Below are 25,862 nucleotides of genomic sequence, written 5' to 3'. Positions count from 1 at the left end.
GTAGAAATAACACCCAGGAGATTCCGCCATGAGCACGACCTATGGTGGGTTGGGACAGTCGGCCGTATCGACCCAGCGCGTCTCCAGTTTTTTCATGACATATTGGGGCGCGTTTCAGGAACGGCGCAAACGCCAGAGGTTGATAGCCAACTTGTGCGACCTAAGCGACAGGGAGCTAATGGATATCGGTACTACGCGCGGCGAGATCGACTACGTCGCCTCGAACAGGGGTATCGACCCGCGGGGCATCCGATCCGCCGAATGATCGTGCGATTTCTGCCGAGTAAGGATGGGATGGTCGGCACGACCAGACGCATCATTGCCCAGAGGCCGACTTCCTGTAGGGGTCACCAGCTAGGGGTCACCAGCGGCGGTCCGGCCACCCATCTCGTCAGGTCCGGTTCTGGGAGCGGTCCTTGCGGCCGCTCAAAGGCAGTTCGGCTGAGGGCCCAATAGCGGCCGTCGTCGAGCAGTTCGTCTTCACTGCTGACGTCTACCTCCGTGCGAGGTGCAGCAACTCAAGAGAGACGCGCCCAGCTGTGCGCCCTTTTCTTCGAAGTTCCTACCAAGGCGGTGTTTCGGTCCAGAGGCCGAGAATGCCATCGCCGGTGGAAGGAAGCGTATCGAAATTCTCGCCTGGAACGTCCCAGCGCATTTGGATGGCGCTTCCGATGTCGTACCATGGCAAGTGGTTTGGTCTGAGTAGCGGAATTGGCACCAGGTCAGGCGGCGGAAACGCCACGCGAGCCACATGACGGGCCAGGAAGCCGGCGATCAGCTCACTTGCGATGTGGCCGGTTTCTCGCCAAGTCGGCGGCGTGCCATCGCACCGGCGGATGGCGCCGAAGCGGCCGAACCAATCCCAATGCCCCACTCCCTGAAACGCGGTTTGATATTTCGGCGTGGGCAACTCCGGCCAGATTGAATCCATCGGAGCAAAATTCATACTTTCTTCGACGGCTTTGCCACATATCATTAGCGTAGGAATCCCGGCCCCAATGATGTTCGGGACCGACGTGTTGTCGTCGAACGTGGCGGCGATGGTTACCGCGGCAGCGACGCCGCTATGTGTCGCGGCGTATGTACAAACCGCGCGAGTTCCCCACGAATGACCGACTAAGGCGAGCGGCGTCGGATTACCTGGAAAGACCGGCGGCGGTATGTGAACGCGGGCCGCTAGTTTCGCTTCTTGAACATCGGAGGGCGGAGCATCAAGGTCAGCCGCTTGGGAAGGGACCTGCGAAATCGCACGGCCCTCGATGACAGGATTGGTCAGTATTGTGCGGCGACCGTGCCACTGGGTTCGCATCCAGTCGATGGTCTGATCGATGCGTGCAACGACGCTTTCGACGCCCGAGGAGAACACGTCCGACAAGTCCGGTACGGCCACCACGTAGCCCGACCGTGCGATCCCGCCGAGCACCACTCCCCAGCGGCGATGGTCCCTAGTGTAGTCCTCCGGGCACATTTTGGGCATAGTGAAGCTACTGCGTTGTCCATGCGCAAATATAACTAAAGGGTGCGGCCCGCTTAGCAGAGGTGCTCCGAGTAGTAAGTCGTCGTCAGTTGGGTAGTAAACCCGAACGGCGAACGGCTTCGAGATGTGCGGGGCAACATGGTCCTCAATGCCGTAGAACATTGGTGAAAGATAAAGACTCATCGACTTCTCTCCACGGTTCTCGCCTGTTGTGCTGTTCACACTTTGTAATTTGATCTCATGGCATTCCCTCCTAGTGTGTGCAATTTGCCCCCGAGGCACACGTTGAAAGTGCCCCAGCTGACGGTGGAATCAAACGTGCGCGGTGGATGTGAACCGGCTCACGTGGGCGGATGCAAATTTCTGAGATCGACGGCGGAGATATGTAAGGAGGTTTGTTAAGTCCGAGTTGGGTCACAATGCGAAGAACTCAATCGGAGCAAAACTAGTCGGCTGTACCCATTGAGCAGACCGAGAGCCGCGGTCACTTCTCTGATGGGCCGATTTTGTTGCAGAACTGTCTTGAGGAGCCGAGCGAACCGTGATTCCGTCGAGGTGAAGCGGCCATCGACGGAGAGTTTCGATGATGGGGCGGTGCAAGGGTGAGCAGGGTCAACTGTTCTATGCGTTCGACCTCGAGGCCGTAGTGCCGGACGACCATCAGGTTCGGCAAATTGCGGCAGTTCTCGATCTCTCGTGGGTGCGCGTCGAGCTTGCGCCGCATTACTCCAACACTGGTCGACCCTCGGTCGATCCAGAGCTGATGATCCGGATGCTCATCCTTGGCTACGTATTCGCGATCCGCTCGGAGCGCGCACTATGCCGCGAGGTTCAGCTCAATCTCGCCTATCGCTGGTTCTGCGGCCTTGGCATAGAAGACAGGATCCCGGATCACTCGGCATTCACGCGCGCCCGCAACGAGCGCTTTCGCGATCATGATGTCTTTCGTCATGTCTTCGAACACGTCGTCGTTTCGTGCATCAAAGCTGGCCTTGTCGGCGGCAATGGTTTCGCCGTCGATGCCAGCTTGATCGCGGCGGACGCCAATAAGTGCCGCTCGACGCCGGGCGATAAATGGAGCCTCGACATCGACCCGACGAGGGCTAGGCGCGCCGTTCAGGACTACCTCGCCAATCTCGACGATCCAGCATGGGGTCGTGCGACCGACGTCGTGCCGAAGTTTGTCGCGCCGTCCGACCCAGCCGCGCAGTGGACTGGCGCACTGCGCAACGCCGCGTTCTTCGCCTACGCCGACAATTACCTCATCGACATCAAGTTCGGTATTATCATGGATGTCGAAGCGTCCCGGGCGATCCGCCAATCCGAGGTTGGCGCATCCCAGACGATGATCGAAAGGACTGAGAAGACGTTCGGCATCAAACCCGACTGGCTCGTCGCGGATACGGCCTACGGCGCGGCCCAAAATCTCCACTTCCTGGTCGATGTGAAGGGGATCGCGCCCCACATCCCGGTGATCGACAAGTCACAGCGCGACGACGGCACGTTCAGCCGCGACGATTTCATCTATGACGAGGCGCGCGATCAATATTTCTGCCCCAGCGGCAAGATCCTACCGCGCTCAAGTGGAGCACGCGGACCACGCGGAGATGACGCTATCTCGTATTTCTCGCGTGTCGCCGATTGCCGCGACTGCCCGCTCAAGTCCAAATGCTGTCCAAACTCGCCGAGCCGGAAGATCACACGCCACGTGCACGAGGCAGCGCGCGATGTCGCCCGCGCGATCGCCAAGACGCCTGCCTACGATCAGACCTGACGAGATCGCAAGAAGGTTGAGATGCTGTTTGCGCACCTGAAGCGGATCCTGCGGCTCGGCCGCCTGAGACTGCGCGGACCGGCCGGCGCGCGGTTCGAATTTACGCTTGCAGCAATCGCTCAGAACCTTCGTCGCTTTGCCAAGCTGGCGCTCCATCCACCCGACACGGCCGCACCATGCGTTGCGTAAGTGGCGTCCGTCGCGTTGGTTGCGTCAGGCATCAGTGCCCGGGCGTCTCCGCAGCCCATGCCGGGCAGGCGGCCAAGAGATCGCGAGCCAAATTTTCAGATCTCAGCCTCGGCTGAGAGCGTCGATCCTCCCGACTTCTGCAACAAAATCGGCCAGAAGCGGAAGTGCGTGGCCAGATTGGTCGGCGGCAATGGTCTGGCGCTGCGGACGTGTCGTTTGAGCTATTGCGGAACTCGCGACGTGGTGTGCAGCACCATCAACCAACGCCCTTTCCGTTTTTCGTACATATTGGTTGTGAAGGCCATGAAGCTCACGGCCTCCCCGTTCTTGGACTTCCCTTGAACACTCTCCATTCCGACAACCCACGCCACGTTCTGGGCGACGTGGATTTGCGGCTCTTTCATCGATACTGAAATCTCGGCGAAGCGACCAAAAGTCGCCTCCCAGCTCTTGCGGACCGCATCCCATCCGACAATCAAAGCTTTGCTGGCTGGATGCACGGCAATGACGTAGGGCTCAGCCGCCCAAACCCTTTCCATCGCATCGATGTCGCGGGCCGACAGGGCCGTATCGAAAGCAAGATTGGCCGCTGTGACGGCTTCGATATCTGACTTTTGCTCTGCGTGCAGATTGACCGTTCCTAGAGTGAAAATGAGACCGGTGGCGATCATCAATTGTCGGAAAGAAGGGCTCCAGATCATGGCTTTCTCCTGAGAACGATGCAGTTAGGCCCGGGTTTCTACGATCTACAATGACTGCCTCCGTTGCACCTCGACAGGTCAAGGTGATACCAATCGATGGTCAAAAATGGACAGGCTCGCGCCATGCAAGGTTTGCCGCAACAGTCCATATTGGGAGTCGACTACGCCAATCCCAAGTTTCCGGAGCTTGGCATTGAATCATTATGCTTATCTGAGCTTTTAGGACGCGTACCGCCTAGCCACTTTGCCTCGCCGCAGCGGCCCGGTTTTCATTTGTTGATGCTATTCACTTCCGGCAGCGGGGATCACTTCCTCGATTTTCGTCGTGTGAGGTGCAAGGCAGGCACGCTAGTCCATGCCCGCCCCGGACAGGTTCAGCAGTTCGTCCTCGGACAAGCACTAGAGGCGGATGTCCTACTCTTCACGTCAGAATTCCTCTTTCCCGCGATTCCAGCGCCGGACGGAGCAGCATTTGGACCCTTGATCGATGATATCGTTCCTGAAGACGTGACGGATCTTCAGCCTGATGCATTGGAAAGCGTCGTCAGCGTCATGTCGGCCATACAGCGAGCGTATAGTAAAGCAGATGGCTCGAAGCTATCGGCCACTATCCTCCAGCACCTCCTGCATGCAGTGCTCCTCACGATCGCAATCTATTACCTCAAGTGCGACGCGCGCCGCATGACCGATAGTCTTAGCATGATATTCCAGAGATTCCGTCAAGCTCTCGAGGCGAAGTTCACACAAACGCGGACCGTTGAGGACTACGCGGAAGCAATCGGTTGCTCGGCGAAGTCTCTCCGGCGAGCTTGCATGATGGCGAGCGATTGCTCGCCCAAATCTCTGATAGAGCAACGCCTAATCTTGGAAGCTAAACGCTTGCTGGCACACACCGGTCTCACGGTTGAAGCAATTGCCGCAGAGCTAGGCTTCAGTGAGCCAACGAATTTCGTGAAATTTTTCAGACGGCACGGAGGGATGCGTCCGCTTGACTTTCGAGTAAAATTCCCCGGCCCTCATTCAGGCTGACCCATCTTTGTCGTTCAACGAGAGACAATTCATCGAAGTCCGCTTTGGGTCCAAAAGCGGACCGTTTTTTCAACCCGCCGGCAGACCAGTCTGCTGCCATGCTTCGGCAATCGGCTTGAAGACCGCGGGTTCTATATCGACGGTCACAGAAAAACGCCGGATCGAAAAGCCTGAATCGATCTCGAGCAGGCGGCGCGCTTCCTCATTTGCCTCATCGACACGACCAAGGCGGGAAAGCGCCGCGACCAGGAACGCGCGAGAGACGCTGAAACGCGGGTTGAGCTCAACCGAACGTGCCGCGACGTCGCGGGCTTCATCGAATTGCCGTGTGTGCAAATAAGAGATCGCAAGCGCATTGTAGGAAAGGTAATTTAGAGGATCGAATGGACTGAGCCGCAGCGCGCGCTTTGCGCGATCGATTGCGATCTCGGTGGTTCCCATCCATGATAGCGCAAGAGCACTGGAACAGAGTGCAAAGAAGTTCGAATTGCTGAGTGCGAGCGCCCGCTCAAACGCTTTCAGCGCTGTCGCGCGGTCATGGGCATCCAGTGCGATGACGAACCCGGCAACGCCGAGCGCCGCCGCGTCGTCTGCCCCGCAGGCGATCGCAGCGTGGGCGTGCTGGATCGCCAGGGTGCGATCTGCCTCGTTGAGCCCAGCCCGGCTGAAGCGGCTATGATGGCAGAGAGCAAGCGGGGCATGGGCTGCCGCATAGTCCGGTTCAATCGCCAATGCCTTGTTGAGTAGAGGTATCGCTATTGCGGCGTCATCTGCGAGATGGCTGTAGGCAAACGGCTGCGCGCGCAGCACCAGATCATAGGCTTCCAGACTTTCGGGTCGTTGACGTCGCAAGCGGCTTGCTTCGGCATCACGCAAACTGGGTTCGATCGCGCCGACGACCTGTCCGGAGATATCATCCTGCAGCGCAAAAATGTCATCCAGCTCGCAATCATAGCGCTCGACCCAGACATGAGCTCCGCTGGCTGCGTCGATCAGGTGTGCGACAATGCGCACCCGGGATCCAGCTTTGCGAATGCTGCCTTCGAGCACATATCGCACGCCCAGTTCGCGGCCGACTTGCTTCACGTCGGCCTCGCGATGCTTGTAAACAAAGCTCGAATTGCGTGAAATAACGAAAAGCCATTTCATCCGTGCCAGTCCGGCGATAATGTCGGAGACGACACCATCGGCGAAGTACTCCTGCTCCGGATCGCTGCTCATGTTCTGAAAAGGGAGCACGGCAATCGATGGCCGGTCGGTAGGTGGCACACGAGTCTGCCCGTCCTGTGGAACGGTGATCGGATGTTTGGCATCGGCATCCCGGACCGTGCCGATGAAACGGAAACCCTTGCGCGGAAGGGTCTTGATAAGCCGCTGCTCCTCACCACTGTCACCAAGTGCCGCGCGCGCCGCGTTGATACAGGTCGCAAGCGCAGAATCGGACACGATGCGGCCATCCCAGACGAAACCGATCAGGTCATCCCTGCTGACGACCCGGTCACGCTGCTCAACGAGGCAGGCAATCAGATCGAAAACCTTGGGCTCGACGGCCACGGGGCTTCCGTCGCGCGTCAGCTCACGGCGGCCGGAATCCAGACAAAAGCGATCGAAATAGAGCATGAGTCCTCGCCTCGCTCACTAACCAGGTTCTTTCGTTCAGCTGCGGGCCCAATGCTCGCCGCGGGACTATTCCAAACACAATTCCAGAAAATCCAAAGGCTTCGCAAATCCCTCCCTAAAGCGCGCCCCCACCGCTGCTCTTATCATTATCAAGAAACATGAGAGATTTCATAAAGCTATCAGATCGCTAATTTTCTTCCAAATGGAGGCAAAGTATGACCGTACTCTGGAACTCTGTAAATCGCCGCCGGCTGCTGACTGTGGTCGCCTCGATGCCCCTGGCGATCACGCTTGGTAATGGAACGGCATTGGCCGCCGACCCTATCCGGATAGGCTTCGGAATGTCGCTGACGGGACCGCTTGCGCCTGGCGGCAGGCAGTGTCTGCTGGCCATGGAGGTCTGGAAGGACGAGGTTAACGCAAAGGGGGGCCTGATCGGGCGGCCGGTCGAGCTCGTCTACTACGATGATCAGAGCAATCCCGCCAATGTGCCCGCTCTCTATGCCAAGCTGATCGACGTCGATAAGGTCGATCTACTCGTCTCTCCCTTCGCCACCAACCAGATCGCCCCGACGATGCCGATGGTGATTGAAAGAAAGCGGGTGTACATGGCGCTGTTTGGCACCGGCGTGAACGACGGCTTCAAATACGATCGGTATTTTCAGATCCTGCCGAATGGTCCAGAATCCAAGCGCAGCCTCTCGACCGGCTTCTTCGACGTTGCAATGCGTATGACCCCGCGACCTCGGACCGTTGCCATAGTCGGGGCGGATGCGGAGTTTTCAAAGAACGTCCTCGCGGGCGCCCGCGCCAACATCGGGCAAGCGGGTCTGACAATTGTGTACGATGGCAGTTATCCGCCAAATACCGCCGACTTCACGCAAATCGTTCGCACCATTCAGGCAAGAAATCCCGACATCGTGTTTGTGGCGTCCTATCCGGCTGATTCCGCCGGCATTGTGCGCAGCGTGAACGAACTGGATTACCGGCCGAAGATGTTTGGAGGCGCGATGATCGGCCTGTCCTTCGCCGCCGTGAAAGCGCAATTTGGTTCGGCGCTCAACGGTATTGTCACCAACGATAACTACGTCCCCGAGCCGACCATGAAATTCCCCGGCGTTGACGACTTCCTGCGCCGCTACCAGGAGCGTGCGGCCGGAGCAGGCGTCGACAAGCTCGGATACTTTCTGGCGCCGTTTGCCTACGCTTCGCTGCAGATTCTCGGGGCGGCAGTGACGGCCACCGGCGGCTTCGATCAGGCGAAACTTGCGGCGTACCTGCACGAGGCGCGGTTCAATACTATCGTAGGGGAGGTGAAATTCGGGCCGCTCGGCGAATGGGAAAAAACCCGCATCTTGACGATCCAGTACCAGCACATCAAAGGCAATGACCTCGAGCAATTCAAGCAGCCGGGCAAACAAGTGATCCTGTATCCGCCGGAATTGAAGTCGGGTGATCTCATTGCGCCTTTTGCACGCGCCCAAGAAGTCGGGAGGTGAGGAATAATGGTGGCCGTCGTTTCCCAACTCGACAGCAATGTACCAGACGCGCAAGCACTTCCGCCGGCAGGTGTCCCCCCTCACGTTCAACTGATCCAGATGGGCGTGGCGATATGGCAAGCACGCGCCGTCTATGCTGCGGCCGAACTCGGGATCGCCGACATTCTGGCGGACGGACCGTGTTCGGTGGCTGAACTCGCAGTCAGAACCGGCACGCATGCCCCGTCGCTCTTCCGGCTGCTGCGGGCGCTGGCAAGCTGCGGCCTGATCGAGGAAACGTGGAATGGCCAGTTCATGACGACAACGCTCGGCGATGCGTTACGCGAGGGTGCGCCGGGCTCGGCACGCGCCACGATCCTGACGATTGCAGGCTCCTGGCAGTGGAAAGCCTGGGATCAGTTCCTGCAGGCGCTGCGAACGGGTGAATCGGGCATGAAGGCTGCGTTTGGAAAGGATCTGTTCGGCTTTCTTGCCGACGAGCCCCTACACAGCGCCCGCTTTAATGATGCGATGATCGGCATGCATGGAGCGGTCGCATCCGCTGTCGCCGCCGCCTGTGATTTTTCACAGTTCAAAAGCATCGTCGACGTCGGCGGTGGGAAGGGCGCGCTACTGAACGCCATCCTGAAGGATCAGCCACAAATGCGCGGGATCTTGTTCGACTTGCCGGAAACGGCGAGAGCCGCGCGCGAATTCCTCGCTTCCTCAGGGCTTGACGCACGCTGCGCGTTCCAGGGTGGAAACTTCTTCGAACATGTCCCGCCTGGCCATGATGTCTACGTGCTAGGGCACGTGCTGCACGATTGGAACGATGATGATTCCGTTACGATCCTGCGAAAATGCCGTGAGGCGATGTCTTCCGAAGCGCGATTGCTAATCGTTGAAGCCGTGTTGCCGGACGGAAACACGCCGCATCACGGAAAGCTCATGGACCTTCTGATGCTGACCGTCACTGGCGGTGTCGAGCGTAGTCGAGGTGAGTTCGCCCGAATTCTCGCGAAATCCGGCTTCGCACTTTCGCAGGTCCATCCAACAGGGACACATCAAAGCGTGATAGAAGCGATTCCTACTTAGCCCGCCAAATACACCGGATGCGACCCGGGGTCCGCAATGGGCCCCATTTGCAGACATTCCCAGCTATCCGCATGGCGTCGGGAGGCCTCGATGTTCGGCGACAGAACCCTTGCTGACCAAACCTGCAAACCGCCGCAAGAATTCCGGCCCGCCGATTTCTACGCTGGGCTACGCCCCTGCCCTCTCCTGAGCAAATCATGGTTTTCAGATGCGGGCGCGTCGTTCAAACAAAACTGCGATGACCACGAGACGCGCTAGACAGGAGCGAGACGCACGCGGAAAAAGGAACTCTACAGAACAGTACTAACGTTCCTTGTGGGTAACAATGTGGGAATAAGTTTTGGCGAATCGTTTTTCGCATCAAGGACTTATGCCGCTTGGTGCGCTCGGAGGGCGGTCGCATTTGCTGCAATCTCAATCACTTATCGGAGCTCGGCAATCGATAAGGGACCTTTCAAGCCCTTGAGAGCTTTTCAATTGGGATCAAGCCGCCTCTCCTAAACCTCCGGCCGGCTGGCTTTCGTTGCTAGACTTGGTAACCGTTGAGCTGGAGGTGGGGAGAGCGGCGTTCGTCTAAGCGGAATTCTGGCACCCACAGTGCACGCTGACCGGACTCCGCGTCAGCTCAGCTGTCCCAAGCGGTATCCACTGGTCGGGCGCACGTAAACCCTCCCACGCACTTGGTGGAGTCGGCCGCCTGGAAGCGACGCTGCAACGGGGAGAGCCTTCCAAGGCGTGCGCTTGAACGCGACTTTGTTCGGCTCATATGGAGAGCGAACTCGGGTCGAACCTGGCCCTCGCGAACGCCCCGCTGCGCTACGCATTCTTCCCCTGCCGTGCGCTGGCGAGCAGAACCAGCATGAACGAGGCTGCAGTCATCAGCGTGGAGATGGCGGCGATGGTCGGATCGATCTCGTCGCGTAATGCCGTGAACATCCGTTTGGTCAAGGGCTGGTACTGGCCGCCGGAGATGAACAGCGCGACGATGGTCTCGTCCATGGCCGAGATGAAGGCGAAGATACCGCCGGCGACCACGCTGGACTTGATCTGCGGCAGCGTCACCGCGAAGAAGCTGCGCAGGCGGTTCATGCCGAGGCTGCGCGCCACCATCTCCTGCGCGGGGTCGAAGCTCTGCAGGCCCGCGAGGACGGAGATGACGACATAGGGCAGGCCTAGCATTACGTTGGCCAGCACGAGGCCGGGCATGGTCGCGACCAGGCCGATCTTGGCATAGACGAAGAAGATGCCGACCGCGGTGATGATGATCGGCACCACCAACGGCAGCAGCAGCGCCATGTGGATGAGGCGCATGATCCGCAGCTTCGACTGGCTGACGGCATAGGCGGCGGCCACGCCGAACGGGGTCGCGATCACGACGGTGAGGAGCGCGACCGTCAGCGTCACCCGCGTCGCCTGCATCCAGGCGGGATTTGAGAAGTATTGCTGATACCAGCGCAGCGAGAAGGACGGCGGCGGGAAGGTCAGAAAGCGCGCGCTGGAGAACGAGATCGGCGCGATGATCAGAACGGGGATGATCAAATAGACCAGCACCAGCGCGCTGATAACGTAGAGGGCAATCCGTGCGGGCGAGGCGCGCATCATTTCTGCCCCAAGACGCGATCGAGGGAGATGAAGCGGCTGACGACGAAGAAGATCGCGAGCACGCTCAGGAGCAGCACCACGGCAACCGCGCTCGCCGCGCCAAACTGGTTGTAGAGCTCGACGTTGCGGCTCACCAGCATCGACACCATCACGGTGCGTCCGCCGCCGAGCAATTCCGGCGTGATGTAGAAGCCGAGGCACAGCACGAACACCATGGTGCAGCCGGCCAGCACGCCCGGCAGCGACAATGGCAGGAACACGCGCATGAAGGTCAGCGACGGGCTCGCGCCCAGGCTGGCACCGGCCTGCATCAGATCGTTCGGAATCTTCTGCATGGTGGCATAGAGCGGCAACACCATGAACGGCAGCAGGATGTGCACGGTCGCGACCACCGTGCCGAACGTATTGTGGACTAGCGCGAGCGGCTCGGAGATCACATCGACATAACGCAGGAACTGGTTGATCACGCCGGTGCGCTGCAGCAGCGCCAGCCAGGCATAGGCGCGCACCAGCACGCTGGTCCAGAACGGCAGCACCACCAGCGACAGGATCAGGATGCTCCACCCCTTGGGCACCGAATCGGCGAGATATGCCACGGGATAGCCGAGCAGCAGCGCGATAAAGGTGACCGCGAGGCTGATCTCGAAGGTCAGCGCAAAGGTGCGCCAGTAGACGTCTTCCGTGAAGACGCGGCGATAGTTCTCCAGCGTGAAGCCGTCATGATAGACCGACTGCCAGGCGAGCCAGCCGACCGGCAGCACGATCAGGGCCAGGATCACCAGCAGCGCCGGCGACACCAATGCCAGCATCAGGCCGTGCTCGCGGCGCTGATGCTTTTGGGAGGGATCTGGCACGGATGTCATCAACGCTGCCTCGCCTTACTTCTGCATGAACGACGCCCAGCGCTTCTCGGCGGCTTCGCCCGCGGGCGAGGACCACCAGGCATAGGACATCAGCGCCTGCATGGCGGCATTGGCTGGCTCGCTCGGCAATTGCGCGGCGCGCTCGGGCTTGATCACATTGGTCTCGAACGCCTTGGGATTGCCCGGGCCGTAGTCGATATGCAGCGGCAGATTGGCCTGATGAACGGGATCGACGGCCTCGTTGAGGAACTTCACCGCGGTTTCCAGATTCGGCGCGCCCTTGAGGATGCAGAGCGAAGTGCTCTGCAGGATGCCCTGGTTATAGGTGTAGGCGACCTTTGCGCCTTCCTTGGCCACCGCGCTGACGCGGCCGTTCCAGGCCATCTCCATGTCGACCTCGCCGTCATTGAGCAGCTGCGCCGACTGCGCGCCCGAGGTCCACCACACCGTGATGTGCGGCTTGATCTCTTCCAGCTTCTTGAAGGCGCGGTCGACGTCGAGCGGGTAGAGCTTGTCGGGCGCGACGCCGTCGGCCATCAGCGCCGCCTCGAGCGTCGCGAACGGGTGGTTGCGCAGCGCGCGGCGACCAGGGAATTTCCTGACGTCCCAGAAATCGGCCCAGCTGTTCGGCGCGTTCTTCGGGAAGGTCTTCTGGCTGTAGGACAGCACGCTGGAATAGAACTCGTAGGACACCGAATAGGGACTGCGATAGGCCTCCGGCATCGCCGCGCCGTTTGGAATCTTCGAAAAGTCGAGCTTCTCCATCAGCCCCTGCTCGCCGCCGCGCAGGCAGTTGCCGGTCGGGGTGTCGACGACATCCCAGATCGGCTTGCCGCTGCCGACCTGCGTCTTGATCGCGGGCCAGGCGTCGGGAATCGAGTCCTGGTTGATGGTGATGCCGAGTTTCTTGGCGGAGGGGTCAAGGATCGCCACCGTCTGCGCCTGCTGATAGGCGCCGCCCTGCGAGACGAAGGTGATCTGCTCGGCCGCATCAGCCGCGGTGGCAAATCCGATTGCGCCCAGCAGAGCGCAGCCCACTCCAAAATTTCGCTTCATATTCATCCTCGCCTCCTCCATCGCCAAATGATCTCACTGACCGATCGCATCGAGAAACTGGTACCAGCCGGCAACCATGCGCACGGCGGGCTCGCGCAGCGGATAGAACGGAATCGCCTTCATGCGCCGTGCATCGAGCAGGCCGACGTCGGGCGTCTCGCCGCGCACGAAGGCGGCGAGATAGCGGCCCATCAGGCTCGCCATCGCAACGCCGGCGCCGTTGTAGCCGACCGAGAACAGCGTGCGGTCGTCGAGCCTGCCGATATGCGGCACCGAGTCCAGCGTCATCGCCACGAGGCCCGACCATTTGTATGCGACCGGAACGTCGGCGAGATCGTGGAAGATGCCGACCATCGCATTGCGCAAGGCGTCGAACGCGGCTTGAGAGTCCTGCTTGCCGAAGGCGCCGCGGCCACCGAAGATGACGCGGTTGTCGACCATGCGGAACCAACGCATCATGCGCTTGGTCTCGGTATAGGTACGCCCCGTCGGCATCAGCCGCCCTGCGAGATTGCCGGGGAGCCGCTCGGTTGCGATCATGGCGCTGCGAAACGGGATCAGCGTGCGCTGCAGATGCGCCGTCGCACTGGTCAGGTCGGAGTAGCTGTTGGTGGCGATGATCGCCTGTTTTGCGCGCACGGCGCCTTGCGGCGTCTCGGCGAGGATGCCGCCGTTCTCGCGCCGCAGCTTGATGACCGGCGACTGTTGGAAGATGGGCACGCCGCGGCGCGCCACGCCGTCGGCGAGGCCGAGCAGATAGTTCAGCGGATGGATGCCGCCCGAGCCAGGATTGAGCACGCCGCCGACGAAGGCGTCGGAGCCGGTCTCCTCGCGCACGCTGTTCTTGTCGAGGATGCGGACCGCGTCCGAGCCCATCTCGCGCGTCATCCAGTTGGCTTCGTCGATCGCGGCCTTCAACGTCATCTCGTTGTGGGCTGCCTTGACCTGACCAGTGCGCGTCAGATTCGCGCTGGTGATGCCGAACTCGGAGACGAGCTCCTCGACCATGTCGGTCGATTCATGTGCGATCTCGTACATGCGCCGCGCCATAGCGCGGCCGTGCACGGCGTCGACGTCGCGGAACGAGAGGCGAAACTTTGCGGTGATCACCCCGCCATTGCGCCCGCTCGCACCCCATCCGGGACGGTTGGCCTCGAGCACGACGGGTGACAAGCCGCTCTTCGCGATGTGGTGCGCCGCGGAGAGGCCGGTATAGCCGGCTCCGATGATCACCACATCCGCCTGTTGCTCGCCCGACAGCACGGGATAGTCGCGCGCCGGCTCCGCCGTGGCTTCCCACAGCGAATTGGCCGATGGCATCGCACGCCAGTTCCATGTCATGCCGCCGCTCATCCGTTACGCCGCCGGACCGATCGCAGTGTCGGCAAGCGCCTTCAGCGTCGGGAAATGGAAGTCCGGCTTGGTCAGCGTCTCCACCGCCGGCGTGCCGCCGAAGCCGGCGATGCCCTGACGGCGCTCGATCCAGCACACCTTGTAGCCGAGCTTCCGCGCGATCCCGATGTCGTGATACTGGCTCTGCGCGACGTGCAGGATATCGGACTGCTTGTAGCCGAAGGCTGACTGGCGGCCCTTGTTGTAGGCGAAGAATTCCGGATTGGGTTTTGCCACGCCGGTATCGTCGGCGCAGACGGTGTCGTCGAAGGGATTGCCGAGCGCGTGCGCGTAGCAGGACAGCGCGACGCGGTCGGCATTGGTCATCGCGACCAGGCGGAACTTTGTGCGCAGGCGTTTCAGCGCCTCGACCGAATCCGCGAACGGCCCCCAGCGCAGCACCGAAAGCTGGAACATATCGCAGGCAGCGTCGTCGGCGGGTAGCCCTAGCTCCGTGGCGAGATGGCGATAGACGTGGAACATCGCCTCGCTGGAGCGCTCATAGTGCTTGTCGCGGCCGCGCTTGTAAGGCTCGAAGATCTGCTCGTCGCTGAGCTCGGCCGGCGTCTTGCCCGAGATCCTGCGCACCGCGGAGAGCACGCCGGTCTCGAAATCGATTAAGGTGCCGACGACGTCGAAGGTGAGGACCTTGAAATTGCTGAACGCGGCTTGGGTCGACATGTCGTTTCTTCTCTCGGGTTGGATGAGGCTTTTGTTCAGTCCCCCACCCTGGGGACGACAATCGTGTCCTCGGGGTGGAGCGTGACGGTGAGGCTGCCGCCGAGTGGCGGAATGCGGTGATAGGCCTGGTGGTAGCTCGGCTGGCGCAGGCTGAGCGCGATGCCGTCGGCGAGCGCGAGGAAAATGCGCAGGCTCTCGCCCTGGTAGACGATGTCGGTGACGGTCCCGGTCAGCCGGTTGCAGACGGCATCCTGCGCGCCGTCGTCGATCAGCAGCTTCTCGCTGTGCACGGCCAGCATCAGGTCATCGCCATCGGGAATGGCGCGTGCGCTGCGCAGCAAGGCATTGCCGAGCGCGACGCTTGAGGCATCGACGCGGCGGACCGGCAGCATCGTCGCTTCCCCGATGAAGCTGGCGACGAAAGAATCGGCCGGATGATCGTGCAGCCGCGCCGGCTCGTCGATCTGGATCAGCCGGCCATCCTTCATGACGGCGACGCGGTCGCTCATGGTCAGCGCCTCGCGCTGATCATGGGTGACGTAAATAATGGTGGCGCCGATACGCTTGTGCAGCGCGCGCAGCTCGATCTGCATGGATTCGCGCAGTTGCTTGTCGAGCGCGGAGAGCGGCTCGTCCATCAGGATCAGGCGCGGCTCAAAGATCATGGCGCGTGCGAGGGCCACGCGCTGGCGCTGGCCGCCGGAGAGCTGTGCGATGCCACGCGCCTCATAGCCGGCGAGGCCGACCATGCTGAGCGCCGCGCGCACCTTCTCCGGCCACGAGGATTTCGGCAGGCGCCGCGCGCGAAGGGGAAAGGCGACGTTCTCGCCGACGCTCATATGCGGGAACAGCGCGTAGTTCTGGAATACCACGCCGATATCGCGCTTGTGCGGCGGCATCCAGGTGACGTCGCGGCCGCCGAAGTGAATGGTGCCCGACGTCGGCAGGATGAAGCCGCCGAGAATGCCGAGCAGCGTGGTCTTGCCGGAGCCGGAGGGGCCGAGCAGCGAGACGAACTCACCGGCGCCGACATTGAGCGAAACGTCGTCGAGGGCGCGAACGGCGCCATAGGCCTTGCTGGCTGACCTGATCTCGACGCTTTCCGCTCGCTTGCCCAACGATCGACCTCGCCATGTCCCTAGCTGGCGTGCCTCACTGCACGCCATAAGCCTGCTTTATAGACAGGGACATTGACCAATCGCGGATCGAGGGTGCGCCGCACCAACTCTTCGCTCGCGAGCCCTGTCTTTAGGCTGTCACGTTAATGACACCAGACTTGGCAAAACTCGGCAATTGCCAAATTCTCACCGCGCTCATAACATGGCGTTATGCCCGAGCTGCGCCGGATGCTTCCTTCGAGTAATGCCCTGTTCGTCTTCGACGCAGCGGCGCGCAACGGCAGCTTCACCGCCGCCGCCGCAGAACTGAACGTCACGCAGCCGGCGGTGAGCCGCATGCTCGGCCAGCTCGAGGAGCATCTCGGCGTTCGCCTGTTCGATCGCAAGGCGGGCCGCGCCGTGCTCACCGAGGAAGGCGAGCTGCTCTATCGCCGGGTGCTGGAAGGCTTCCGCAGCATCGAGAGCGGGCTCGTCGAGATCGAGCGCCGCCGCAAGGGCACCGAGACGGTGACGCTGTCGGTCTCCTCCGCCTTCACCACGCACTGGCTGATGCCGCGCATCGACAAGCTGCAGAAGCAGTTTCCGCAAGTCGACCTCCGCTTCCAACTCATCTCCGGCGCGTTGCGCGGACCGGTGGAGAATGTCGATCTCGGCATGCGCTTCCGCGATCGCGACGAGCCGTCGTCCGGCGGCACGCTGGTGATGAAGGAGGTCATGCTCCCGATGTGCAGCCCTGGCTATCTCGGGGAGACCGATCCCGCTGAGGGCAACACCATCATCCGTCTCGCCGAGACGCCGGGTGACTGGGCCGCGGATTACGCATCGCTTCTGACCGGGCGCCGCGGCGTGGCCAAGGGGTTGAGCTTCACCGATTATGCCGTGGTGGTGCAGGCCGCCCTGCTCGGCCAGGGCATCGCGCTCGGCTGGCTGACGGTGACCTCGCATTGGCTTTTGACTGGCGCACTGGTGCCGGCCTCCGATACACTGGCCACCACGCGACGCTTCTGCGAGTTCTTGCCGCCCCGCAACCGGTCCATGCGGCCCATTGCCGCCGAGATCCGGGATTGGATCATCATACAGATGCGAAACGAAGTGACTGCAATCGACCGGCAATATCCGCGACTTGGATTGATGTCTGCCTGCTACTGAGCTTGCGGGATGGATTCGCCTTTTCGGCCCAACCCGATGCCGAAGAGAGTCCACTGGTCCACGAATGAACCGAACTCGCTCCGGAACAGGTAGCCGTAGAGCCTCCAAAGTTCGCCTGCGGCGCAAACTGCCGAACATGACGACGTTTCGGCATTGATCTCTTCGGAATGAGCACCGAACAGCAAGCAATGCGGAACAAACGCGCAAAGATGATCCGATGCCAATCGGAAACTAAAGCATGTCCCACCTGCAACATGTTCACGCCTTTCGGAATCTCCTGGACTGCGGAGGCGTCGTTGATGATCCGGAGCGGATAGCCGCATATACGACAGATCAACGCCAGCTCTTCACAGGGTCCACGCTTGCCGTATTGAGGCCGGCGACGACGGAGCAGGTCGTCGCTGTCGTGCGGTTGGCGGGGCGACTAGGCATCGGTGTCGTTCCGCAGGGCGGCAATACCAGCTACTGCGGCGGTGCGACGCCGGACGCTTCCGGACGGCAGATCATCGTAAGCCTCGAGCGAATGGACAAAATCCGCGAGCTCGATCCCGTCTCCATGAGCATCTCTGTTGACGCTGGCGCCATCCTGAAAAATGTACAGGACGCTGCGGCAACGGCCGGGCTTCTGTTGCCGCTCAGCCTCGGCGCGGAAGGCAGTTGCCGGATCGGCGGCAACATCGGGACGAACGCTGGCGGGCTGTCAGTCGTTAGGTACGGGATGACTCGCGATCTGCTGCTCGGGATCGAGGCGGTCCTGTCGGACGGCACCGTGGTTTCGGACATGCGCAAACTGCGGAAGAATAATACGGGTTACGACATCAAGCAGTGCTTCGTCGGAAGCGAAGGAACTCTGGGCATCGTCACTGGCGCGGTATTGCGTCTCGCGCCCATGCCGACCCGCCGCACGACCGCCTGGCTCAAGCTCTCTAGTGGCGCGCCGCTCGCCGAGCTTCTCGCCCTGGTCCGTCGCGAATCCGCGGAGCTGCTGAACACGTTCGAATTCATGACGGCCCGATCGATCGCCCTCGCGACCGAAGCTATGACCAGCCCGCCCTCGGTCCGCCCCGGCTCGGGAGGCGCCGTACTCGCCGAGTTCGCCTCTTCCTCGCGCCATCTCGATCTCGACGAACTGATGGAAGCCGTTCTGGCCGAGGCCATCGAGGCCGGATGGATCGAGGACGCCTTTCTGGCCCAGAGCGGATCGCAGCGGACTGCGATGTGGCGGGTCCGCGAGACGATCCCCGAGGGCGAGAAGCGCCGGAATGGGGGTCAAGCACGACATTTCCGTACCGCTTTCCGCCATTCAGCGCTTTCTGGATTTAGCCGACTCGCAGGTGCGGTCATACGACGCCGACCTTGAGCTGTCCGTCTACGGACACGTCGGCGACGGCAATCTGCACTACAACGTGCTCGTTCCGCCCGACGTCGACCGGATGGAGTTCACCAAACGGATCGAAAGCAGCCTGTCGCTGCAACTCTACGACACGGCGGCGGCGCTCGGCGGCACGTTCAGCGCGGAGCATGGCGTCGGTCGGTTCAAGAAGCACCTTCTGGAGCGGTACAGTGACGTTGGGCGTATCGCGGCGATGCGCCGGATCAAGACCGCCTTTGATCCGGCGGACATCATGAACGCCGGCGCGATCGTTTGCCCATTGGGAGAGAAGTCTGCCGTTGAACCATAGCCGGCGAGTTGGCGATGTTTTCCAAGCGGTGGGTCTTCGACCGATGCACCTCGATCAGCCAAATCGTCTTGTCCATATAGAAAGAGCCACTCCGAAGGAGTGGCTCAAGTTGGGGAGGAAACGCCCCTTAAGGACTGCTAAATCGCGATCAGGCCGCGACCTGTTCGATCGGGAGCATGGCAGACAGAGACTCTCGGCCGCGGGCCTTGAAAGTAGCCGTCTGCGATGAACATTACGTCCCGCACGCAGATGAGGATCTTCGAGCACAGTTCCGAATCCTTTGCTCGCCACGGTACGCGTCAGGGATGACTTCCGGCTCGATCTTCAGATGGCGGCGATGTCCAGCTTCGAGCCGTCGACGAGACGCGACAGCCGGAATGGTGTGGGATCAACGCAAGGCGTATCGTTGACGACAAGCTCTGCGGCCAGATAGCCGAGCCCCGGGCCCAAACCGAAGCCGTGACCCGAGCAGCCCGCCGCGAGAACCAGGCCTTTCACCCGTTCCACCTGCGATACCACAGGCACTGCGTCCGGCGTGCAATCGACGAAGCCGCCCCAGGCGCTATCGATCTCTAGCTCGCCGAGTTGGGGAAAGGTTTTCCGGACACTCTCCACCACTTGGCTCACCAGCCAATTCAACGGCGGAGGATCCAGCACGCGATTCTGTTCGAAGATCCGATCGTCGTTGCTCAGCAACGCCGGCATTGAATCCGGCCCCGAAACGAACGATTGGCCGACGCCGAGCCTGACGTTCTTTAGGCGACGCAAGAATTGCGGCATGAATTCCCGGCTATATCTGATAGCCTGAGGCGTAATTTCGAGGTTCGCCTTGCCGCTGATCGCGAGCGTGTAGCTGCCGTCCAGTCGGCGCGTGATCGTGCAGTAGGGTGTGGAGACCGCCTCGCCTATGTTGATTGTCGGGGTAGAACGCAGCGCGGTCTGCCGGATGCTCGCTTGGGGGAAACTGATCCCGAGCGGCCGAAGGAAGCGCGAGGACCAGGCGCCGGCGGCGCACAGCACCGCGCTGGTTCTGATATAGCCCTTTTCCGTGTGTACGCCCGCAATCTTGCCATTGGCCGAGTCGAACGCCCGCGCGGCGCAACCCTGGTGGATCGTGGCGCCCAGAACTCTGGCCGCATCGGCGATCGCCGGCGCGGCGAGCGCAGGTTCAGCCTTACCGTCCCGCTCCGAATAGGTCCCGCCGACCCATTTGTCGCGCGCTTCGGGGACGCGCTCGGCCACCTCCGCCCGGCTCAGCATGCGGGTGTCGACGTCGTATTCCCTGGCGACCTCGCGCCACCGTTCCCAGCCGGCGAGCACAGCCTCGTCGTGTGTCGCATAGACGAGACCGCAGCGTCGAAAGCCGAGGTCCCGATTAATATCGCGCGTGAGTTCGTCCCACAGCCGCATGGAGATCACCGAGAGCGGCAGTTCGCGCCGGTCGCGGTTCTGCTGGCGGCACCAACCCCAGTTTCGGCTCGATTGTTCACAGGCGATGTGGCCCTTCTCGAGGAGCGCCACAGAGAGGCGGCGCTTCGCCAGGTAATAGGCGGCGGTAGAGCCGAGGATGCCGCCGCCGACGATAACGACGTCGGCCGCGGCCGGAAGACGCTCATCGCTGTGAATGCGCTCGACGTGGGGCGACATGTTCCAACGACCCTCGGCTGCCAGGAATGCGGAAGCAAACTTCCGATCAGCCCTTCATCGCATCCTGCGCGCGATAGAATGTGCTGAAATCATCTAGGACTTCGCAAGATGTTCGGGTTTTTGGCCGCTTGATTGAACGAAGCTGCTCAAGCCCGACGTTACCGCAGCATTCATCGGTAAAATCCGAGGACGGCCTTGGTCTCGAGATACTCCTCCATGCCCTCGAGGCCGTATTCGCGACCGTTGCCGGAGCGCTTGTAGCCGCCGAAAGGTGCGTTGGGGTCCCAGTCGGGATAATTAAGATGCACTTGACCCGACTGGATCCGCCCGGCGATTGTCCGGACCCTCTCCATATCAGTGCCCTGCACATGGGCGCCGAGACCGTAGACGGTGTCATTGGCGATCGCGATCGCCTCGTCCACAGTGTCGTAGGGAATGATCGACAGCACCGGGCCGAAGATCTCCTCCTGCGCGATTCTCATGTCGGGACGGACGTTCGAGAAAATGGTCGGCTGCGCATAGAAGCCAATCTGAAGGTCGCCGGGCCGCCCCGGCCCGCCGATGACGAGCTTGGCGCCTTCTTCCAGGCCGACGCCGATCATGGTCTGCACGCGCTCGAACTGCGGCCGGTTAGCGATCGGGCCATGGGTCGTGCTTTCGGCAAGGGGATCGCCGACCATCAGTTCCGAAGCGGCCGCTGCCGCCAAAGTCTCGACCTCTTCCATGTGTGAGCGAGACACGAGCATGCGCGTCGGCGCGCTGCAGGATTGGCCGAGATTGCGGAAGGCGGCGCCGACGCCGAGCGGAACGGCACGGCTGAGATCGGCGTCCGGCAAGATGATGTTCGGCGATTTTCCGCCGAGCTCCTGGGCGACGCGCTTGACCGTGGGCGCCGCCGCTTGCGCGACGAGAACGCCGGCCCTCGTCGAGCCGGTGATCGAGATCATGTCGACCTGCGGATGCGATGCCAGAGCGGCACCCACGATTGGACCTGTCCCATTGACGAGATTGAATACGCCGGGCGGACAGCCGGCGTCGTCCATCACCTCAGCGAACAGCAACGCACTCAGCGGCGACAGCTCGCTAGGCTTCAACACCACCGTGCAGCCAGCCGCGAGCGCCGGACCGACCTTGGCGGTGATCTGGTAGAGAGGCCAGTTCCACGGCGTGATGAGGCCGCAGACGCCGATTGCCTCGCGCATGATCGCGGTGCTGCCGCGCGCGGCGATGAACGGATAATTCGCGAGATTGTCGCGGGCGACGCGGATATGTTCGGCGGCCAACGGCACCTGAGCGCGGCGCGCATAGGTGATCGCAGCTCCCATCTCGCAGGTAAGCGCCTGCGCGAACAGCTCCAGACGCTCAAGGAGCAAAGCGTGCATCCGGTCGAGCAGCGCCGCTCTCTCAGCAGGCGGTGTCATGGACCAGCCGGCGAAGGCTCGCCTGGCGGCTGCGATCGCGCAGTCCACATCATCGTCATCGCCGAGCGCGACGTCGGCGATCGGCTGCTCCGTCGCCGGATTGACGACGGTTGCTGCGGCCACGACTGATCCGATCGGCTTCCGCCATTCGCCGTCGATGTAGAATTTTCCGAGGAATCCGGCTTCTGTCAGGTGTCGAAGGGGCGAGGTCATTGGAAGCGATCCTTGATCCGGTAATAGGCGCCGATCAGCGGCAGGAACCAGGGGGCCGGGGTTGCCGGGAATGGCCGGCCAGTCCTACCAGCCGCGCATCCGCGGCCATCGTGCTTCGATCGTGTCGCTGCCGGCAGAGACGACATTGTACAGCTCGTGTTGCGACGCCGTCGCGCAGGCGTGATTGGGCAGGATTCTGATCTTCGTGCCGATAGGAAGATCCGGCAAAGCTTCGCCAGATCCGGACCTGATGGCGAGAATGCCGTGTTCCTGGCTGGCTTGCGCGACGATCAGGTCGGAATAGACGTTGCCGGACACATCGCAGACGAGACCGTAACCCTGATCGACCCTCTGCGCCGCCGTGCCACGATCGCGCGACAGGGCCATCCAGCCGGCGTCAACCAGAATCCAGCCTTTCTCCGGCTTCGTGCCGATCACGGTAGCAAGAACAGAGATCGCGATATCGTTGACGGTGCAGACGCCGACACCGAGCATCACCAGATCGAAGAACATGTAGACGCCAGCCCGCATCTCCGTAACGCCAGTCAGGTCTTCGGTGAAATGGGCGGTCGGCGTCGAGCCGACGCTTACGACTGGACACTCATGCCCCGCCGCCCGCAACCTCGTTGCGGCGGCGACGGCAACGGCGCGCTCGTTCTCCGCAGCCGCGACAAGGGCGTCGGGCGCACAGAGGCTGTAGGATTCGCCGGCATGGGTGAGAATGCCGGCGAGCCTGACGCCCGCCTCAACCAGGGCGGCCGCGACGACGATGAGCTTGGAATCCTCAGCGGTCAGCCCGCCGCGGTGACCGTCGCAGTCGATCTCGATGAAGGCGGACGGCGTCACACCAGTTGCGCGACCAGCCGCGCCGAGCATCGTAGCCTGCTCGGGCGAATCGAGCAGCACCTTGAGGTCGATTCCTGCTCTCCGGAGACGCATTGCTCTCTCGGCGGTATGCGGTGCCAGACCCACGGCATAGGTCATGTCCCGGAAACCGTGCCGCGCAAAGTACTCGGCCTCCGCCAAGGTCGAGACAGTGATTGGCCCCGGCTCGGACCGATAGGCGCGTCGGGCGACGTCAATGGATTTCGCGGTTTTCATGTGGGAACGCAGCACGACACCTCGCGCAGCCATGCGAGATGACAGACCGGTGAGATTGCGATCCAGCCGGTCTCTGTCGAGCAGGAGGGCCGGGGTCGCCAGCGCGCCGAGCGTCTTGGTCGCCTCGCCAGGTCCAGCGTCCGGGATATCCGTTCCCTGCATCTCCAAGCGCGGCATCCCGATGTCTCCTAGCCGAATGACTGGTTGGCGAGCGCGAACATGCGCGCCGGCCCGCTCGATGGCATCTGCGTTCCAAGAACCATGGTGGTGGCGTCGCCGACCTTCGGCAGCCCGATGCCTTCGAGCCAGTCCCCGAGTTGCGCGGCGGTAGAGATATCGATCCGCACGAACACGCGCCCGAGATGCGCGAGCGCGGCCTCGATCAAGGCGTGTGCATCGGTCCGGCTTTTTGCAACCACAGGACCGATGACATGCCCGCGGCCGAAATGACGTGAAATGGCGTAGCCGCGGGGTACGCCGTCACGCATGAAGACATAGCCGTCGCCGACCACCACCAGCCGATTCAACATCTCGCGTCTGGTCCAGCCGGTGGCCTCCTGATCGAGGCTCACGATCGCTTCAAAATCGGCCGGAGCCATTGCCCTGACGAAGCACGGCAGCGGCGCCTCATGTCGCTCCCTCGGAATTCCCTGATGCTGGTGGATGACCCCGATGGGGACGAAGCCGCGGCGCTGGTAAAGCGCCATGCCTTCGGTCGTCGAATTCAGCGTGATGATCCGTGGTCGTGCCGCGGCGAGCAGCGCGTCCATCAGTCGGGCCCCGTAACCGCGTCCCTGAGCAGCTTTCGAGACGATGATCATCCCGGCTGAAGCATGGGTCTCGCCGTAGGGCCACCAGCACGCGGTCCCAATCACCACACCGGCGCGCTGCAGAACAAAACCGCGACCCAACTGCTGCGCGACTTCCCAATCCTCGATCCGATAGGGCCAGGACATCTCTTGCGATAGTTTTAGCGCGCCCTCCAGATGCGATCTGGCGAATGGCAGCAGGACCACGTCCTCATTGACACGATCTCCGGCCTGGTGAGCTGCGTTTGTCATGATCGGTCAACGTCTCTTGTTCGGGTTGCCGGGCTACTCGCCAGTGCCCGACGGGCGATGGCCTCAGCGTACCTTGGGCCCGACAGCATTACGCAATCAGACTCGAGCGAAGTTCGGCAGAGTATTTCATTGATGATGCGCCTCGACGCCCAATCTGCTGTCAGCGGCTGGCGCGCCACAGCGCAATACGATCGCGCATCCGATAGCCCTGGATGAAGGCAGGCATGAACCACGGATTGCCCCGATAGAACGGGATGAACGCCGGTGGACGGAAGTCAAAGGCAGTGCGCGCCCGCTCGTCATGTCCCATGAGCTTGTAAGCCGCATGCATGCCGATCCACGGCGCCCAGACCACGCCCGAACCGCAGAAGCCGGTGGCATAGACGATGCCGTCCTTCTCGAAGATGCGGGGCAGCATGTCGCGGTTCATGGCCACATTGCCGAACCAGCTATGTGAGGGGCGAACGCCCTCCAGTTCCGGAAACAGATTTACCAGGCCCTTGCGCAGAAGCAGCTTCGGAGCCACCGGATCGCCGGCGCGGGAGCTGTCACGTCCGCCCAGCAGGATGCGTCTGCCATCGGGTGAGGGCCGGTAATAGAAGCCGACCTGTCGGTTCTCGATAATCATCATGCGTTTTGGCATCAGCCGTGCCATGACTTCGGGCGCGAGCTCCTCGGTCGCAATGATCCGGCTGCGAACCGGGACCAGCCTCCGGCGCAGGAAGGGCACGGCACCATCGGTGTAGCCGTTCGTACAAACCAGCACCTGACGCGCCTGCACCGAACCGGCCGCGGTCACGACGCGGAATCCGGAGCCGTTCCTCTTTATTGAAACGACCGGTGTTCGCGCACGGACGGTCAACCCCGAAGCCAGCGCCACTCGAAGGAGTTCAGAGTGAAACTTCGCCGGATGCAGCCCGCCGATGTCCATCCGAACCGTGCCGCCGCGGTAGACATCGGTGCCGATGTAATTGCGCTGCTCGGCATAGGGGACGGCGTAGGCCTCGATCCCAAGCTTCTTCGCCAGCGCCTCCGCGCTGCGCGCCATGGTTTCGTATTGCTCATATCCGAATGCGCCCTTGAACTGGCCCACCGGCTGGAAGTCGCACGCGAGCCCTTCCGTCTTGATCAGATCGTACAGGAATTCGCGTGCGGTCTTGCCTTCCGCCTCGATCGCCAGCGCCTTCTCTTCGCCGAACCGTCGAGAGATCGTCGCGTAATCCGGCCGAATGCTTCCGCTGGTGATTCCACCGTTGCGCGTCGAAGCGCCCTCCCCGGGATCCATTGCATCAAAGGCAGCAACCGAGCGTCCTTCGCGCGCCAGCGCCAACCCGGCCGAGAGCCCGGCATAGCCGGCGCCCACGATCAGCACGTCGAGCTTCTTGGGCAAGGCTTGCTGAGGCAGCGGCTTGAGCGGGGCGGCTTCCCACCAGTAGGGCGTCGCCTTCTCTTCAATTCTGGGCGCGTGCATGGCGTTTGCTTCTCAAATATCCAACTGTGGCTCGGCTCAAAT

21 protein-coding genes and 1 pseudogene are annotated in these 25,862 nt (G+C 61.8%); 8 read left to right on the top strand and 14 right to left on the bottom strand.

Features of this window, described 5'->3' with window-relative positions; genetic code table 11:
* Positions 1 to 28: 28 nt before the first annotated feature.
* Complete coding sequence (locus QA643_RS17170; RefSeq protein ID WP_283034273.1) at positions 29 to 265, top strand: DUF1127 domain-containing protein; 237 nt, start codon at positions 29 to 31, stop codon at positions 263 to 265.
* 297 nt (positions 266 to 562) lie between these two features.
* Here QA643_RS17170 and QA643_RS17165 read toward each other — a convergent pair whose 3' ends face one another.
* Positions 563 to 1,660 carry a hypothetical protein gene (locus QA643_RS17165; RefSeq protein ID WP_283034272.1) on the bottom strand — a complete coding sequence of 366 codons (1,098 nt, stop codon included), beginning with the start codon at positions 1,658 to 1,660 and terminating at the stop codon, positions 563 to 565.
* A gap of 400 nt (positions 1,661 to 2,060) precedes the next feature.
* Between QA643_RS17165 and QA643_RS17160 the strand changes: the two are divergent.
* Positions 2,061 to 3,440: pseudogene (locus QA643_RS17160) on the top strand (IS1182 family transposase).
* Positions 3,441 to 3,661: 221 nt separating this feature from the next.
* Here the strand turns inward: QA643_RS17160 and QA643_RS17155 are convergent.
* Positions 3,662 to 4,141 carry a nuclear transport factor 2 family protein gene (locus QA643_RS17155; RefSeq protein ID WP_283034271.1) on the bottom strand — a complete coding sequence of 160 codons (480 nt, stop codon included), beginning with the start codon at positions 4,139 to 4,141 and terminating at the stop codon, positions 3,662 to 3,664.
* A gap of 96 nt (positions 4,142 to 4,237) precedes the next feature.
* Between QA643_RS17155 and QA643_RS17150 the strand changes: the two genes are divergently transcribed.
* Positions 4,238 to 5,170 carry a helix-turn-helix domain-containing protein gene (locus QA643_RS17150; RefSeq protein ID WP_283034270.1) on the top strand — a complete coding sequence of 311 codons (933 nt, stop codon included), beginning with the start codon at positions 4,238 to 4,240 and terminating at the stop codon, positions 5,168 to 5,170.
* A 69-nt stretch (positions 5,171 to 5,239) separates the two neighbouring features.
* On the opposite strand, the gene QA643_RS17145 is transcribed toward QA643_RS17150, so the two are convergent.
* Complete coding sequence (locus QA643_RS17145) at positions 5,240 to 6,790, bottom strand: winged helix-turn-helix domain-containing tetratricopeptide repeat protein (RefSeq protein ID WP_283034269.1); 1,551 nt, start codon at positions 6,788 to 6,790, stop codon at positions 5,240 to 5,242.
* A gap of 215 nt (positions 6,791 to 7,005) precedes the next feature.
* Between QA643_RS17145 and QA643_RS17140 the strand changes: the two genes are divergently transcribed.
* Positions 7,006 to 8,289, top strand: a complete 1,284-nt coding sequence (locus QA643_RS17140) for an amino acid ABC transporter substrate-binding protein (protein ID WP_283034268.1) — start codon at positions 7,006 to 7,008, stop codon at positions 8,287 to 8,289.
* 6 nt (positions 8,290 to 8,295) lie between these two features.
* Positions 8,296 to 9,363: a methyltransferase gene (locus tag QA643_RS17135; protein WP_283034267.1), complete on the top strand. Its 1,068-nt coding sequence runs from the start codon at positions 8,296 to 8,298 to the stop codon at positions 9,361 to 9,363.
* An 816-nt stretch (positions 9,364 to 10,179) separates the two neighbouring features.
* Here QA643_RS17135 and QA643_RS17130 read toward each other — a convergent pair.
* The 6 genes from QA643_RS17130 to QA643_RS17105 all read right to left on the bottom strand — a co-directional run bounded on the left by QA643_RS17130 (position 10,180) and on the right by QA643_RS17105 (position 16,075).
* A complete protein-coding gene (locus QA643_RS17130; RefSeq protein WP_283034266.1) occupies positions 10,180 to 10,965 on the bottom strand; it encodes an ABC transporter permease in 786 nt (261 codons plus the stop codon).
* Positions 10,962 to 11,774, bottom strand: a complete 813-nt coding sequence (locus QA643_RS17125; RefSeq protein WP_283034832.1) for an ABC transporter permease — start codon at positions 11,772 to 11,774, stop codon at positions 10,962 to 10,964. Before QA643_RS17125 ends, QA643_RS17130 begins: the two co-directional genes overlap by 4 nt.
* A gap of 69 nt (positions 11,775 to 11,843) precedes the next feature.
* Complete coding sequence (locus QA643_RS17120; protein ID WP_283034265.1) at positions 11,844 to 12,890, bottom strand: ABC transporter substrate-binding protein; 1,047 nt, start codon at positions 12,888 to 12,890, stop codon at positions 11,844 to 11,846.
* Positions 12,891 to 12,917: 27 nt separating this feature from the next.
* Positions 12,918 to 14,225 carry an FAD-binding oxidoreductase gene (locus QA643_RS17115; RefSeq protein ID WP_283034264.1) on the bottom strand — a complete coding sequence of 436 codons (1,308 nt, stop codon included), beginning with the start codon at positions 14,223 to 14,225 and terminating at the stop codon, positions 12,918 to 12,920.
* Between the two features lie 15 nt (positions 14,226 to 14,240).
* Positions 14,241 to 14,957, bottom strand: a complete 717-nt coding sequence (locus tag QA643_RS17110; RefSeq protein ID WP_283034263.1) for an HAD family hydrolase — start codon at positions 14,955 to 14,957, stop codon at positions 14,241 to 14,243.
* A 35-nt stretch (positions 14,958 to 14,992) separates the two neighbouring features.
* Positions 14,993 to 16,075, bottom strand: coding sequence for an ABC transporter ATP-binding protein (locus QA643_RS17105; protein ID WP_283034262.1), 1,083 nt, complete (start codon positions 16,073 to 16,075; stop codon positions 14,993 to 14,995).
* A 210-nt stretch (positions 16,076 to 16,285) separates the two neighbouring features.
* On the opposite strand from QA643_RS17105, the gene QA643_RS17100 reads away from it, so the two are divergent.
* The 3 genes from QA643_RS17100 (at position 16,286) to QA643_RS17090 (ending at position 18,906) form a co-directional block, all read left to right on the top strand.
* A complete protein-coding gene (locus tag QA643_RS17100) occupies positions 16,286 to 17,224 on the top strand; it encodes a LysR family transcriptional regulator (RefSeq protein WP_283034261.1) in 939 nt (312 codons plus the stop codon).
* Positions 17,225 to 17,462: 238 nt separating this feature from the next.
* Complete coding sequence (locus QA643_RS17095; RefSeq protein WP_283034260.1) at positions 17,463 to 18,584, top strand: FAD-binding oxidoreductase; 1,122 nt, start codon at positions 17,463 to 17,465, stop codon at positions 18,582 to 18,584.
* Positions 18,487 to 18,906, top strand: a complete 420-nt coding sequence (locus QA643_RS17090; protein WP_283034259.1) for an FAD-linked oxidase C-terminal domain-containing protein — start codon at positions 18,487 to 18,489, stop codon at positions 18,904 to 18,906. Before QA643_RS17095 ends, QA643_RS17090 begins: the two co-directional genes overlap by 98 nt.
* Positions 18,907 to 19,230: 324 nt before the next feature.
* Here the strand turns inward: QA643_RS17090 and QA643_RS17085 are convergent, their stop codons facing one another.
* From QA643_RS17085 to QA643_RS17065, 5 genes are all read right to left on the bottom strand, one after another.
* Positions 19,231 to 20,553, bottom strand: coding sequence for an FAD-binding oxidoreductase (locus tag QA643_RS17085; RefSeq protein WP_283034258.1), 1,323 nt, complete (start codon positions 20,551 to 20,553; stop codon positions 19,231 to 19,233).
* Between the two features lie 170 nt (positions 20,554 to 20,723).
* Entirely contained in the window at positions 20,724 to 22,187 is a 1,464-nt protein-coding gene (locus QA643_RS17080) for an aldehyde dehydrogenase family protein (protein WP_283034257.1), read from the bottom strand.
* 84 nt (positions 22,188 to 22,271) lie between these two features.
* Positions 22,272 to 23,465: an alanine racemase gene (locus QA643_RS17075; RefSeq protein WP_283034256.1), complete on the bottom strand. Its 1,194-nt coding sequence runs from the start codon at positions 23,463 to 23,465 to the stop codon at positions 22,272 to 22,274.
* An 11-nt stretch (positions 23,466 to 23,476) separates the two neighbouring features.
* Positions 23,477 to 24,304: a GNAT family N-acetyltransferase gene (locus QA643_RS17070; RefSeq protein WP_349253277.1), complete on the bottom strand. Its 828-nt coding sequence runs from the start codon at positions 24,302 to 24,304 to the stop codon at positions 23,477 to 23,479.
* Positions 24,305 to 24,509: 205 nt separating this feature from the next.
* A complete protein-coding gene (locus QA643_RS17065; protein ID WP_283034254.1) occupies positions 24,510 to 25,820 on the bottom strand; it encodes an FAD-binding oxidoreductase in 1,311 nt (436 codons plus the stop codon).
* Positions 25,821 to 25,862 lie beyond the last annotated feature (42 nt).

The sequence above is a fragment of the Bradyrhizobium sp. CB3481 genome (assembly GCF_029714305.1).
Lineage (GTDB): Bacteria > Pseudomonadota > Alphaproteobacteria > Rhizobiales > Xanthobacteraceae > Bradyrhizobium.
This window is presented reverse-complemented; position numbering and strand designations above follow the sequence as displayed.

Bases quoted from the DNA above. Each gene is read 5' to 3' on its own strand.
- QA643_RS17110 (WP_283034263.1), bottom strand. From the start codon at position 14,957: ATGTCGACCCAAGCCGCGTTCAGCAATTTCAAGGTCCTCACCTTCGAC.
- QA643_RS17140 (WP_283034268.1), top strand. From the start codon at position 7,006: ATGACCGTACTCTGGAACTCTGTAAATCGCCGCCGGCTGCTGACTGTG.
- QA643_RS17115 (WP_283034264.1), bottom strand. From the start codon at position 14,225: ATGACATGGAACTGGCGTGCGATGCCATCGGCCAATTCGCTGTGGGAA.
- QA643_RS17155 (WP_283034271.1), bottom strand. From the start codon at position 4,141: ATGATCTGGAGCCCTTCTTTCCGACAATTGATGATCGCCACCGGTCTC.
- QA643_RS17100 (WP_283034261.1), top strand. From the start codon at position 16,286: ATGCCCGAGCTGCGCCGGATGCTTCCTTCGAGTAATGCCCTGTTCGTC.
- QA643_RS17125 (WP_283034832.1), bottom strand. From the start codon at position 11,774: ATGCTGGCATTGGTGTCGCCGGCGCTGCTGGTGATCCTGGCCCTGATC.
- QA643_RS17145 (WP_283034269.1), bottom strand. From the start codon at position 6,790: ATGCTCTATTTCGATCGCTTTTGTCTGGATTCCGGCCGCCGTGAGCTG.
- QA643_RS17165 (WP_283034272.1), bottom strand. From the start codon at position 1,660: ATGAGTCTTTATCTTTCACCAATGTTCTACGGCATTGAGGACCATGTT.
- QA643_RS17130 (WP_283034266.1), bottom strand. From the start codon at position 10,965: ATGATGCGCGCCTCGCCCGCACGGATTGCCCTCTACGTTATCAGCGCG.
- QA643_RS17090 (WP_283034259.1), top strand. From the start codon at position 18,487: ATGGGGGTCAAGCACGACATTTCCGTACCGCTTTCCGCCATTCAGCGC.
- QA643_RS17150 (WP_283034270.1), top strand. From the start codon at position 4,238: ATGGTCAAAAATGGACAGGCTCGCGCCATGCAAGGTTTGCCGCAACAG.
- QA643_RS17120 (WP_283034265.1), bottom strand. From the start codon at position 12,890: ATGAATATGAAGCGAAATTTTGGAGTGGGCTGCGCTCTGCTGGGCGCA.
- QA643_RS17095 (WP_283034260.1), top strand. From the start codon at position 17,463: ATGTCCCACCTGCAACATGTTCACGCCTTTCGGAATCTCCTGGACTGC.
- QA643_RS17085 (WP_283034258.1), bottom strand. From the start codon at position 20,553: ATGTCGCCCCACGTCGAGCGCATTCACAGCGATGAGCGTCTTCCGGCC.
- QA643_RS17080 (WP_283034257.1), bottom strand. From the start codon at position 22,187: ATGACCTCGCCCCTTCGACACCTGACAGAAGCCGGATTCCTCGGAAAA.
- QA643_RS17065 (WP_283034254.1), bottom strand. From the start codon at position 25,820: ATGCACGCGCCCAGAATTGAAGAGAAGGCGACGCCCTACTGGTGGGAA.
- QA643_RS17075 (WP_283034256.1), bottom strand. From the start codon at position 23,465: ATGCCGCGCTTGGAGATGCAGGGAACGGATATCCCGGACGCTGGACCT.
- QA643_RS17135 (WP_283034267.1), top strand. From the start codon at position 8,296: ATGGTGGCCGTCGTTTCCCAACTCGACAGCAATGTACCAGACGCGCAA.
- QA643_RS17170 (WP_283034273.1), top strand. From the start codon at position 29: ATGAGCACGACCTATGGTGGGTTGGGACAGTCGGCCGTATCGACCCAG.